The 12,629-nt window shown below is 60.8% G+C and carries 8 protein-coding genes; 5 read left to right on the forward strand and 3 right to left on the reverse strand.

What is annotated here, in order from left to right; translation table 11 throughout:
- Nucleotides 1-312: 312 nt before the first annotated feature.
- Together AAF358_09790 and mddA are read left to right on the forward strand one after the other, a co-directional pair.
- Nucleotides 313-1,173: a hypothetical protein gene (locus AAF358_09790; protein ID MEM7705831.1), complete on the forward strand. Its 861-nt coding sequence runs from the start codon at nt 313-315 to the stop codon at nt 1,171-1,173.
- A 265-nt stretch (nt 1,174-1,438) separates the two neighbouring features.
- Entirely contained in the window at nt 1,439-2,125 is a 687-nt protein-coding gene (mddA, locus tag AAF358_09795) for a methanethiol S-methyltransferase (GenBank protein MEM7705832.1), read from the forward strand.
- 9 nt (nt 2,126-2,134) lie between these two features.
- On the opposite strand, the gene AAF358_09800 is transcribed toward mddA, so the two are convergent.
- Nucleotides 2,135-6,988, reverse strand: a complete 4,854-nt coding sequence (locus AAF358_09800) for a hypothetical protein (GenBank protein MEM7705833.1) — start codon at nt 6,986-6,988, stop codon at nt 2,135-2,137.
- A gap of 126 nt (nt 6,989-7,114) precedes the next feature.
- On the opposite strand from AAF358_09800, the gene AAF358_09805 reads away from it, so the two are divergent.
- Both AAF358_09805 and AAF358_09810 read left to right on the forward strand, forming a co-directional pair.
- Nucleotides 7,115-7,693 (forward strand): sigma-70 family RNA polymerase sigma factor, encoded by a 579-nt coding sequence (locus tag AAF358_09805; protein ID MEM7705834.1) that lies wholly within the window; start codon nt 7,115-7,117, stop codon nt 7,691-7,693.
- A complete protein-coding gene (locus tag AAF358_09810) occupies nt 7,690-10,146 on the forward strand; it encodes a tetratricopeptide repeat protein (protein MEM7705835.1) in 2,457 nt (818 codons plus the stop codon). The genes AAF358_09805 and AAF358_09810 overlap by 4 nt, the downstream gene beginning before the upstream one ends.
- Nucleotides 10,147-10,162: 16 nt before the next feature.
- On the opposite strand, the gene AAF358_09815 is transcribed toward AAF358_09810, so the two are convergent.
- Nucleotides 10,163-10,432, reverse strand: a complete 270-nt coding sequence (locus AAF358_09815; protein MEM7705836.1) for a hypothetical protein — start codon at nt 10,430-10,432, stop codon at nt 10,163-10,165.
- Nucleotides 10,433-10,600: 168 nt separating this feature from the next.
- Nucleotides 10,601-11,152, reverse strand: a complete 552-nt coding sequence (locus AAF358_09820) for an RNA polymerase sigma factor (GenBank protein MEM7705837.1) — start codon at nt 11,150-11,152, stop codon at nt 10,601-10,603.
- Between the two features lie 236 nt (nt 11,153-11,388).
- Here AAF358_09820 and AAF358_09825 point away from each other — a divergent pair, with 236 nt between their 5' ends.
- On the forward strand, nt 11,389-12,576 hold the full coding sequence (locus tag AAF358_09825) for a spondin domain-containing protein (GenBank protein MEM7705838.1): 1,188 nt from the start codon (nt 11,389-11,391) through the stop codon (nt 12,574-12,576).
- Nucleotides 12,577-12,629 lie beyond the last annotated feature (53 nt).

The raw sequence follows: 12,629 nt of genomic DNA on the forward strand, positions 1-12,629 counted from the left end.
AAACGTTGTCTCCAATGAGGCCGCTGCAGCCCAAACACCCGTGGATGCATCCCTTAACACGCATCCGTAATGACGGGCTTCCGACGTCCCATAATAGTTATTCGACAGACTGTGTCAATTAATATTGACACACTTGTTTGTCTAACATATCTTACAAATATGGGGTAGAAAAAGCTGGCCCGGTTTTGCGTCGTCTAGCGGCGTAAATGGGGGCTCTGTGACCCTGAAGCTGACCCAGGATCACCACCCTAGTACGCGCGTCGTCGAGGCGCGCCAGTCAGCCAGCGATGCTGAAAAGGACAAGCAGGACTCGTGACATCGGACTCTCTTCACGCCGGCAACGGTGAAGCCGGGCTTACAGAAGGCCCCGGCTCGATCAGCCAGCCTGGTCCGCTGCACCGCCTGCCCGAGGAGTCAATCACAGAGATTGCGGGCGACATCATTGCCAACCTGGCCGATTCGCTGGCCAGCACCCTGGCACCCAACGGGAGTGACGCCGACCGGCTTTCGCCCCTGCAGCTGGATCTGTTTTGTGAGGCGCTGACCTGCCCCGACCAGCAGCGCGCCGAGCGAGTCATCGATCAGGCGATCTTAAGCGGCGTGTCGATGGACACGATCTATCTTGGCTACTTTGCCGGCGCCGCCGAGCGACTCGGCGAGTGCTGGCAGGAAGACACCCGAACCTTTGTAGAGATGACCATCGCCTCCGGACGGCTCCACGCCATCCTGCGGAAGCTCCGACGATCGCTGGTGCCACCGCTACCCAATAACTCACGGCACGCGTTTTTTACCGCCGTCCCCGGTGAATACCACACGTTGGGCGTGACGATCGCCGCTGATATGTTCCGCCGGCGCGGCTGGGACATCGAGGTGGAAACCAGCAAACCGCATAAGGAGCTCGTGTCGCTGTTCTCCCGCTCCGACCATCAGTTTCTAGGCATTTCAGCCAGCCGGCCTGACATGATCATCAGCCTGGCCAAACTCATTTTGGATTGCCGGGTGTCTAAGCCACGCGCCCACATCATGGTCAGCGGTCATATCACCGATCTGGAACCAAACCTTGGCAACCTGATCGACGTCGACTTTATTGCGCAAGACGCGCACTCCGCGATCGATCACATGGAGCAGGTCCGACTCGACTGGTTGAGCTCAGAGCCCGCCAAGCTGCTGTAAGCCGCCAGGCCCTCTCATTCTCCGGCAACCTCGGTGCCTTTCCTCCGATGGCCCCCTCCCCGTCTCGGGACCTTCCCCTCGGCGGACAAACGAAGGTCCTGACACCGCGCCTCCATGGGTCAAAACAGACCCTTTACTAAGTTTTTTCTGTGGGTCAGACAACGGTCAACAGATGGTCACCCGGGCGTCATTACTTGCGGCCGCCAACCCTGAATACTGCCCTCCATACGCATTCAGCAACACCCAAACACTGGAGGAACCCCTTATGAAACGCACGTTGATCTTGGCCTACGGGGCCCTCAGCTATCTGCTCTTTTTGGTCGTCTTTGTATACGCGATCGGCTTCATCGGCAATTTCGGCACGCCCACCAGCCTCGATGCGGAACCCACGCGGCCGATGCTTGAGGCGCTATTCATCAACTTTGGGCTGCTGTCGCTGTTTGCCCGGCAGTGCAGCGGCATGGCACGGCGGGGATTCGAGGCACGCTGGACAAAGATCATTCCGCAGGCCGCGGAACGCAGCACCTATATCCTCTTTGCTTCGGTCGCGCTGGCAGCCCTGATGGCGTTATGGCAGCCGGTCGGAGGACTCTGCTGGAACGTGACCAGTGAGGCAGGTCGCATCACCCTGATCACCCTCTATGTGGTCGGTTGGGCGGTCGTGTTGGTCAGCACTTTCTTGATCAACCACTTCGATCTCTTCGGCCTGGCGCAGGTGTGGGCAAACTTCCGCGGACGCGCATACCGGCACCCAGCGTTTTGTACGCCAGGGCTTTACCGACTCGTGCGCCATCCGCTCTACGTCGGCTGGATTATCGTCGCCTGGGCGACGCCGACGATGACCCTCGCGCATGCGGTTTTTGCTCTTGTAAGCACCGTCTATATCGTCGCGGCCATCCAGCTGGAAGAACAGGACCTGGTGCATTACCACGGCGCCGACTACGTGCGCTAGCAACACCCGTTACCGTGGCTCGAAACCGCTCTGGAAAATGACTTCCGTTTTGACCGGTTGGCGCTCGGCCGGGGGTCCAAGGGTCGATTCCTGACCCCGAGCCGAGAAACTGGTTACACGATAGAACGCCTTCTGTTGCGAAGTTCCGGTGACGTCCAGATAACCGTTCGTAAACGTCGTTCCGATTGGCAAATACGTTTCACCATCGGTCGACCGGTAGATCCGGTAACCCACGACACGCAAATCGTTCACCGGGGTAAAATCGATCTGCGTTGTTCGCGTTCGCGGGCTGGTTTTGACCAACGTGATCGCCGGCTCCGGGAGCTGGCCAAACAGGCGAGTGAGCTGATTGTTGCTGCCGTTGCGGTCTGAGAACTCACCCTCGGGATCGATGTTTACGTACAGACGATGAATTTCGTCGGGGAAGTCACCTTCCGCAAAGCCAATGGAGTATTGGCGCGTTGCACCGCTGAATCCAGGGTCGGGGATCGTCTCAAACCACACGCTTCGGCCGGTATCCGGCGGGCCGTCCCAGCTCAGACGGATCGGCACCTCGCCATCGAAAGGCGCCCCGCGGTTCACGAAACGAACGGTGATCGGCAGGAAAGGATCGGGCCATTCAGCGTCCGCCGTGATGCTGACAACCGCCAGATCGGGAACGTTGCCCAGGCGGTTCAGACGTGGACCTGAGCCATTGCCGAGCCGGCTTGAGCCTCCAGCAACGCGACGTTTGCTGCCGGGCAAGTTCTTGCCAGCAGCCAACCCCTCGGCCGGCGCGCTGGTCACCAGCAACTCGTCCAGCAGCGGGTCATAAGCCATTTGCGGATTGAGGTTGAGCGCGCCGTCGACCGTCAGTGGTTCCAGAAAACTCGCGTTGGTTTCCAGATCCAGGCTGACCATGGCGAGATCCCCCAAACCACTGATGGCGCCGGGGCTGTCGTCGGCGCGCGCCAGCGGCTGACCGCTCAGGCTCCCGTAACCCAGATGTCGGAAGACCATGACCGCAAAACCTTCTGGGGTGACTTCAAGCTGAGGCCGTTCCACGTAGATTCGGCGCTGGTCATCGTCCAGAATCTCCTGCTCAGCCCAGGTGCAGGGCTGCATGGTGCAGTCAGCAACAGCGAGGCGCAGGCTGCGCCGATTACCGAGGAAAGCGGCCGGGTCTGTCGCTGCCGAGTAGGCCACGATGAGCCGGTCCAGCGAGTCACTCCGCACGGTTGGCGATGCCACCCCTTTGGACAGTTCGGTGGGAACGATGGCGGTATCGGGGCTGTTCAAAAAGCGGTAAGCCAACTCCCGCTGGGAGAGATCGGCCAGGCTGCGACTTTGGTTACGCACCCAGACCACAACGGGATTGCCGCTGACGTAGGTTGCGCTGGGCTGCAGTTCCTTGAAGTTGCTGCCTGGATCGACTTGTTCCGGAATGGACCAGCTACTGCCGTTAAATCTTGAAAAGAAGACGCGCTGATTGCCTGCCAGATCACCATCAAGGTCCCGGGTCCAAACGGCCAGCGCCTCACCGTCAGCGGGACAACCGGATCCTCGCACAGGGTCATCGGCACAGACCGCCAGCTTCACCCCGCCCTCGCCGCCGTTGGGTAGCGTCAGGTCCATCGGCGCCGACCAGCCGCCGTCCTCGTAGAGCGCGTAGCGAAGATGCTGCTGGCTGCTGACCGGCTGCCAATCGCCAGCAAAGCCACGGGCGCCAAAGTCTTGCCGAAACTGTTCGAACGTCTGCTCATCGAGGCCGCTCTGTGCCCAAACCATCAGGCCTCGAGTTCGGCTGAACCAGACCGTGTCAAGGCCGGTGACGCCTCGCGGGCTCGCAATGGCCAGCTGATCGATCAGGCTGCCGCCGGCTGAGACTTCCTGAGAATAGATGTGCCCGTCATCACCGACCCAGGCAGCCAGCGAACTGCCACGGCCATTGCTGGCGATGCTGCTATGCCGGCCGCTGAGCTGAGGCCGGTTGATCTCATCGCCTTTACTCACATCAAGCCGGAGCGCGCTCCGCTTGGCATCGGGGCAGATGGTCCCGGGACTGCTCGACGGGCATCCGTTTCCTTCGCACAGATCAACCGGCGTAAACGTGCCGCCAGCGCCGATACATAATGGACATACACCGACCGAAACCTCATAGCTGAGACGCAGGAGGAATTTGAACAGTTCCTCGCTGGTTTGCGGCGCACCGTCGATGACGCAAAACGGCATTTCGATGCCAATCTGCGGGCTGGCGGTCATGTCCAGGCTCACGATATCGAACAGAATTGAGACATCGATAAACAAATCGAGGCCGGCCTGAACGACCGGATTGATTTCGACCCTGCTGGTGACGCTTTCGCCGATGGTGACCTGGCCAAAATACGTCAGCAGCAGCTTGAACCAGAAATCGACGCCCAGCGTTGCGTCAGCGATCGGCGGCACGCCCCACACATAACGAAACAGCGGGATCTTGCCGGTGTCGATCAGCGTCTGTGGAACCGGACTACCAAACTGCATCGTGCCCACGCCGCCGCTCAGCGGCGGTGGATTCAAGCCTGACGGGACGTTTGCCGGAACCCGGTTCATCGCCTGGTTGTCGCTCATACCAAAGCGACGAATGCCCGAAAAGCCGTGCGAGTCGACCGTCTCTGTCAGGATTGCGTCATTGTGGGAGTCATTCTGCAGCGTTCCGATGTCGTATTCATTCACCGTCGCGGAAACGTCCAGCATCTGGGGTTTTTCGTTGGCGATCAGCTCCAGTCTGTCGGGCGACCAGGCGATTCTTGGATTCTCGAGGGAGTCGGCCGCGAGCCAGTCGGGTCCCGATAGGACCACCAGCTGGAAATCGCGCGAAACGGGCTTGTCGCTAGCCTGCAGCGAGGCTTCCAGCCGCAGCGTGTGGATACCAGGCTCAAGCCGATGCGCGTTCGGAATCGTCGTTGAGTATTGGTCCCCTTCGACGCTACAGGTCTCGCCGTCGGTTGTTACCGCTAGGGAATAACGCGAATTGCCGAACTTGAGCGTGACGTTCTGCAGCGCGCCAAATGTGAGCGCGTCGTGGACGAAGCGCACCTCCAGCTCCCGGGAAATATCGAACATGGCGTCGGGGAAACGGGAACGGTCCGGGTAGCCGTAAATCGCGCTGAATCTTAGCAAAGGCTCGGAATTCGGGCTTTCCCTCGTTGCCAACCCTACGGTTAACCCCGGCATGAACGGATCGCTATTCAGCTCGAGCTCGTCAGCGTTCACGGGCGGAAACACAAACGAGAGATTATTGCTGGCCGAGTTCCCAAACAGCACCGGATATTGGTTGGTATCTGGGTCCTCTCCGGGCGCGGGCAGCGTCAGCTCCAGGTTGCCTTCATGGAACTTGTTGGTCTGCACGTCGTAGAAGAATGGGTATACGGCCCCCGTCGCCTGTCCGTTTGCGTTGATAAAACCGTAACTCTGCTCCTCGTCCAGCAAACTCAAGGCGTTCATCTTGAGCTGAAGCGGAAAATAGCGCGTCCAGGGTGGCATCGCCCCGGGGACGATGTCCCCAAGCTGCTCGAGAACGCTGCCCGTGGCGTTGAGCGCCTTCGCGACAAAAACCATGTGCTCAGGATCGAGCGTAAAGGTGAATTCACCGTTGGCATCGGTGAATCCCCGCGCAAGGGACAGCGGACAAGAGAACCCGGGGTTGCTGACCAGATTGCCTACATCGCTGATCCAATCCGAGAACTGGTTGACGGTTTGGAAGGCTCCGGACCCGGCCACCTGTCGAGCGAGATCGCAGTTGCCCTCGGGGCAATCCGGATCGATCAGGATGCCACCCTGAAGGTTGATGAGAGCCCCTTCCAGCGGCTCGTCATCGCTGAAGCCTTTTATCAACTTCACTGTCAGCGTTTTGGTTGGCAGAGGCGTCCCGGGGTTCAGCCTGCCCAACGGCACGCTGCCGCTGCGCTCACCTGGTGAGATGAACACCAGCCCGCCGTCAACGGTGCCTTCGTTGAAGCTGGGCCACGTAGCGTCGCCAGACAGAATGCTCACACCGCTGACATCGGCGGAAAAAGCGCCGTCCGCATCGAGCGTCGCCGGCCCACGGTTCACCGGCAACATGATGCATTCGGTGATGTGGTCAGGCAGCGCGCCGTCTTCCGGACAGACCGAGGTGACAATCGAAACGCGTGCATCGGGGTCCTGCAGCACGCGCGGTGGCAGTTCGAGCTCTCCCGAAACGCGCGTTCGCTGCCGCCGGTTTAGCGGTTCATCGGGTAGCTCTGCCGTGACGGCCCTGGGAACCGTGTAAGGGCCCTCCCCTTCGAGGATCGAAAAGGGTTCACTCACATTCACCAGAATCAAGCGGCCGCTGCGACCTCGGAGCTGTATGTCCACCTCTGCTGGGTTGAGCGTTCGCTGAAAGGGCACGATAAACTCACCTTCCAATTCTCCCTGGGCAGCCTGCGGACCAAATAGCCGCAACCCTTCGAGAAACAGCGTGTACTGACCAAATGGCAGATTGCTGGCCAAAAAGCTCACGCGTTCCCCCGGCGCGGCGGCCGGCGGATCAAACGACACCTGCGCCGGCGCCGCAATCGTCACCGACTGCGAGACAACCAGCGTTCTAGCGGCATACAGCTCAAGCAGGTAATTGCCGGGATCCACGCGCGGCATGGTGGCGGTAAGCGAGAGCGCGCCGATCCGGTCGGCGGTGCCGCCGGCAAGGGGCCAGTTTGTGCCTGAGCCATCGGCCAGCTCGAGCTCATAGCTGATTCCCGGCGTGAGACCACCGATATCGACCAGCACCTCAGACACAGGCGTTGGCGCCGGCGGCGAAACGGTTAGCGCTGCCGCCTGGCTTGCCATCACAAAAAAACACAAAACAATTCGAAAAGGGCGCATCGCTGATCCTGATTTAGCCATTGCTCTCTTTGCAAAGGCCGAGCGCGTTGGCAACCGCACTCCCAAACCCCAACCAGCGCCAGGGATTCAAGCTAGAATCAAGGCTCACAACCGCCGAGTCGGGTCATGAGCCAGCCGGATCTCAGCTCCACGCGTGAATTAATCAGCCGCAGCAACGCCGGGGACAACGCCGCTCGCGACCACCTGGCCGAGCGCTGCCTGCCTGTGCTGTCCCGCTGGGCTCGCGGTCGCCTGCCGAAATACGGACGGGATCTGTCCGAAACCGATGACCTTGTGCAGATAACGCTGGTCCGGGCCTTAAATAACTTAGAGAACTTTGACGCGAAGGGGCCCGGCGCCTTTCTGGCCTACCTGCGAACGGTGCTGCTGTCCTGCGTCAAAGACGAGGTGAGACGCACCAGCCGGGCGCGACAGCGCATCGTGTTGGCACAGAGCGTGAAACTCCGCACCGCCGAGGGGACCGACAGCATCGCCAACCTCGAGGACCTGGAGGCCTTTGAGGCGGCGGTCAATCGGTTGCCGGAACCGAAGCGTACCGCAGTGGTTTTGCGGGTTGAACTCGGCATGGATTTCGAATCCATTGCGCGAGAGCTGGAATGCCCTTCCGCTAACGCGGCGAGGATGATGGTCCAGCGGGCCCTGGCAACGCTGGCCAAAGAACTGCCTGACCCAGAGGAATCGTGAGCGACGACGACAAACTCAATTGGTCTGAAATCGAACAGGAGCTCGGCGACAGTTCGCCTTCGCTCGATCGTTTGCGCCGGGTCGTATCGCTGTTCGACGACTTCAACAGCCCGGGCGCCGAGAGGCCCGCCGGCGACTTCACCTGGCGCCACCTAAACGTCTTCGAGCAGATCGGCAGCGGCAGCTTCGGCAGCGTCTACCGCGCCTATGATCGCCAGCTCCGCCGCTACGTGGCCCTCAAGCTCCTGCCCTCCGGGTCAACCGAAATCCGCGCCTGGCTCGACGAAGCGCGCCGGCTTGCCCGAGTGCGACATCCCAATGTGATCGCCATTCACGGCGCAGAAACGGAAGGCGATTACGGCGGCATCTGGATGGATCTGGTGGAAGGCATTTCGCTGGATGAATTGCTGAATGACGGCCCGTTGGCGGAAGACGCAAGCCATGAAATCGCGAGCGCTCTGGCGTCAGCGCTGTCGGCCGTGCACGAGGCTGGGCTGGTGCATGGCGACGTCAAGGGGAGCAACGTGATCGTCGAGCCCGGTGGTCGGGTGATCCTGCTGGATTTTGGTGCGGCCGTGGACCATCGCCAGGGTGAGGCGCTGAGCGCCGCGTCACCGCTGAGCGCCGCGCCGGAGACGCTAGCCGGCGACCCGGCCATCCCCGAATCGGACGTCTACTCGCTGGGCATCCTGCTCTACCGCTGCCTTCTAGGTCGCTACCCGTTCCAGGCGGAGACGCTGGAAGATCTGCGGCAGGTCCATCATCAGCCGCCAGCACTGGAAGACGTGCCTCGAGACTTTCGCGAACTGCTGCGGAGCACGCTGGCCTCTGACCCGGACGCACGCCCTCTCCCAGACGAAATCTCGACTCGGCTTCAAGACATACTCAAGGCACCGGAACGACGCCGACAACGCCGTTCCGTCGGTCTGGCGTTCGCGGGACTGGCCGCGGTGGTTATCGCGACAGCTGTCGGCTGGGTCGTCTCAAACCAGGCTCGCGAGACCTCGGAGCTCGCGGCAACTCGAAGCCGAGAAGCCATCTCCTTTCTCCAGGACGTAATCGGGGCATCGTTTCAAGGGGGGCGGGGCGCTGACGCAAAAGTGATTGATGTCCTGGAAGAAGCCGAACGACAGCTGGCCATCGACACCGACGAGTTCGTTCGTTCAACCGTCGAGTACACCCTCGGTGGCGCCTACGTGCGAATCGGGCGCATCGAGGAGGGAATGAGCCTGCTCGAGACCAGCCTCGCACGACTCGAAGACATGGACTCGCCGGTTGCTTCGGAAATCGGCATGGCCTCAACGCAGCTTGGCCTGCAGCTCTGCGAAGATGAACCAGGCCGAGCGAAAGCGTACGCCGAGAAAGCGCTAGCGGCAGCCGAAAATCTGCCGAAGGGCCACTCGGTGCATCGAGCGGGCCGCAAGGTATTGGCCTGCGTCGCGGAAATACAAAGTGATTTCAGTGAGGCCGAAAAATGGCTTCGCGAGGCGCTGGAAATCCGCCCGCCGTCCAAAACCTCAGGCCATCCCAACGACTGGGGCACCCTTATTCATCTCGGCGATAATCTGCAGCGACAGGGGCGAGTGGGGGAAGCTCGCGACGTGCTCGAGCGAGCCCATGAGGGGCTCGTCGCCTTGGTCGGCCCCGAACACGCCAACACCGAGATGGCCGCGGAAGCTTTGGCGAGTGTCTTTATTGACCTGTCGGAGTTTTCCCGGGCAGCCGAAATGCTAGAACCCCTGCTCGCCAGTGCCCAAAAGCGTTTCGGCACGGACAGCGACGCCTGGATCTCCAACGCGACGACGCTCGCGGTTGTTCTGTCGAAACTCGGCCACTATGAGCGGGCCATCGCGCTGAACGAGCAGGCGCTTGCGGGCACAATCAAACTTTACGCGGCCGACCATCCCTGGGCGCTGGTGTCGCGAATCAACCTCGGCGTTCGCTACAAAGAATCCGGTCAGCTCGACAGAGCAGAAGTCCGCATGGCGGATACCCAGGAGGCCCTAATGCAGAAGTGGGGCGAACGTCACCGGATGACGTTGCTGAACGGCGTGAATCTGGCGGAGGTCATGCTGATGCGGGAGCGGCCGCAGGATGCCGAAACCCTGTCCAAGTCAGTGGCAGACAACGCCTCGGACAGCCTCGGCGAACAAAGCGCCATCACCGCCGGGGCGCGCGCCATACTCGCCCGAGCACTCCACGAGCGCGGCGCGCTCGACGCGGCCGAACAACAGTTTCGAATGGCCATCGAATCGGCTCGCAATGCGGGCCGTGCCTCCCTGATGGCACTAGAAACCGAAATGTTCTTTTGTGAGCTGCTGGCCGATCGGGGGCGCAACGCGGAAGCGCTGGCCGAACTGGATCCGTTACGCGCAACCATCGAAGAGAAGCTTGGCGTCGACCACAAGTTAGCGCAGCAAGGGGCCAGTCTATTCAACCGGCTTTCACGCTGATATCCGTCACAGCCAGCTAAAACCGAAACGCGAGAAAAACCGCTAGCAGCAGCAAAATCCAGCCCAGCAGCGCAATCGCCGGGCCGCTGGCTTCCGGTCGATGGCTGTCTCGCGCCCGCTGTTCCCAGAACCCGAGCGCCATCCAGAACGTCCACCAGCCGGGCCGGAAAATCATGCTTAGCGCCAGTAAGCACATGAGCGCCATCGCGATAGCGGCGTCTTGGCTTTCCTGATAGCCAAGCGATACTGCCAGCAGCGCCAACGCCCATGGCATCCACAACGTCATAAGGACCTCCTCAGTGAAGCTCGCGCTACCACTCGGCCGCAATCGGGCAACGGCTCGCCTGGCGGGCCGTGAGGAACGCAGTTACTAAAGTCACGTCGGCCAGTCTCGCGGCGATCTTTAGTGGGGTAACGCGCGACGTTTCGGGGTCCCGCCGCATTGAGGAGTCGGTCAGGCGATCTGTTCGAGCTGCAGCTTGAGGCGTTTCCTCGCCTGGAACATCCAGTTTTTCACCGTGCTTAGCGGCAGGTCGAGCTTGTCGGCCGTCTCAGCGAGCGAATAACCCTCGATCAGGTGAAGAGAGACAACACGTTTCTGGGACTCCGGCAGGCGTCCCAGACCCGCTTTCAGCAGATCACCGAGTTCGCGGACGCGGCTCACCTGATTGGTGCCGTTAACGCTGTTGTTCAACGTTACCTGCGGGATCGCATGCTGGCGTCGGTTTTCTCGTTCACCCGCCCGCATCGCCTTGCGCGCCGCGATGCCGAAGAGCCACGTCGAAAGCTGACTGTTGGCAAAGAACTGATCGGCCTTGTCCCGGGCGGTCATCAGCGTGTCGGAGGCCACGCTCTCGATCGTGTGGCTGTCGCTCAGACGGCGACTCAGAAACCGCACCAGCCGGGGATGATAATCGTTGTACAGCTGCTCAAAACTCTCGTTGCAGCCCTGTCCGACCCGAACCATCAGTGACCAATCACGGATTCTCGCTGCTTTTGCGCTCATCGTTTTGCCCGCTCCTGACGCGATGCGTGGACCCCAACACTAAAAGGACACGAATACACCCAATTTTCTTTCATCGAAAAATTCGATGACCGGGATTCGCAAAATCAATCGAAGAAAAAAAAACTTTTTGCCTGTTTGGCGGGATGTACGGGCAGGCCAGGGAACGCGGCAGCGAAGCTTGGCCAAAAAATACTTCCTTTCGCCTACTTGCTGAACAGAAAAAAGAGGATCCGACCATGAACCGATTTCAAACCTCCCTCGCCGCCGCCGTAACCGGCGTCCTGGCGGCGTCAGCCGTTACCGCTGAACCCGTGCGGCTGCGGGTGACGATCGAAAACCTTGCACCCCAGAATGCAACCTTTCTGACCCCTTTCTGGGTGGGCTTTCACGACGCCACCTTCGACACCTACAACGGCGGCACGCCGGCTTCCAGCCTTCCCATCGAGGGCTCCGTAGCGATGGAACGGCTGTGCGAAGACGGCAACAACGGGCCTATTTCTGACGATTTTGCGCTGCTGGTTCCCGCGGGTGTCGACGCCACGGTGCCTGGTCCCAATGGCCCGATTGCCCCGGGCGATATTACCGCCATGGAGTTTGATCTGGACTCGGAACTGCTGGCCAACCGCTGGTTTTCGTACGCCTCCATGATCCTGCCCAGCAACGATTTCTGTATCTCGAACGGCAACCCGCGAGCCCACCAGGTTTTCACCGCTGACGGTGAGTTTGTCGCGGAGAACTTCTTTGTCATAGGCAGCGAAGTGCTGGATGCCGGTACCGAGGTCAACGACGAAATTCCGGCCAACACCGCGTTTTTTGGTCAGGCTGCGCCTAACACCGGTGTGGTGGAAGACGGATTGATCGGCACGATTGGCAGCGACGTTGATGGTGGCGGCTTCCTGCCGGCGGGCAGCGGCGGCATTCTCGACGATCCACGCTATGCCATGGCGGACTTCACCCAGTTTGGCTATCCCGTCACCAAGTTCAGCTTTGAGCTGGTTGACACCAATCAGATCTTTGACGCCGTTCTGTCCGGCGATCAGGAAGTGCCGCCGGTGGCCACCAACTCGTCCGGCGACGCGTTGCTGGAAGTGTCGGATGACGGCATGAGCCTGACCTACGACATCCAGCTGCGCAGTGGCTCAAATGGACCGCTCAGCCAGGTCACGATGGCGCACCTGCACCTTGCGCCGGCCGGTGAAAACGGCCCGGTGATCGTCAACCTGCTGCCCGGCATTGACACCTCGCGCCTGGTACCGATCCGGGAGCTGGTCGGCGAGGTGAACGCCGCTGACCTGGTTGGACCGCTGGCCGGACAGCCGCTCACGGCGCTGCTGGACGCGATGGACGCCGGCGATGTCTACATCAACATCCACACCCGCCGGAACCCCGCAGGAGAAATCCGCGGGCAGATCAGCGGAAACTGATCCCACCCCGCTGCATCACTCCCTTGGCCCGCCACCTCGGCGGGCCTTTTTTT

This window comes from Pseudomonadota bacterium (assembly GCA_039033415.1).
Classification (GTDB): domain Bacteria; phylum Pseudomonadota; class Gammaproteobacteria; order Xanthomonadales; family SZUA-38; genus JANQOZ01.

What these genes read in the sequence shown, in the direction of transcription:
- mddA (MEM7705832.1), top strand. Translation starts at nt 1,439, where the DNA reads ATGAAACGCACGTTGATCTTGGCCTACGGGGCCCTCAGCTATCTGCTC.
- AAF358_09800 (MEM7705833.1), bottom strand. Translation starts at nt 6,988, where the DNA reads ATGCGCCCTTTTCGAATTGTTTTGTGTTTTTTTGTGATGGCAAGCCAG.
- AAF358_09805 (MEM7705834.1), top strand. Translation starts at nt 7,115, where the DNA reads ATGAGCCAGCCGGATCTCAGCTCCACGCGTGAATTAATCAGCCGCAGC.
- AAF358_09815 (MEM7705836.1), bottom strand. Translation starts at nt 10,432, where the DNA reads ATGACGTTGTGGATGCCATGGGCGTTGGCGCTGCTGGCAGTATCGCTT.
- AAF358_09820 (MEM7705837.1), bottom strand. Translation starts at nt 11,152, where the DNA reads ATGAGCGCAAAAGCAGCGAGAATCCGTGATTGGTCACTGATGGTTCGG.
- AAF358_09825 (MEM7705838.1), top strand. Translation starts at nt 11,389, where the DNA reads ATGAACCGATTTCAAACCTCCCTCGCCGCCGCCGTAACCGGCGTCCTG.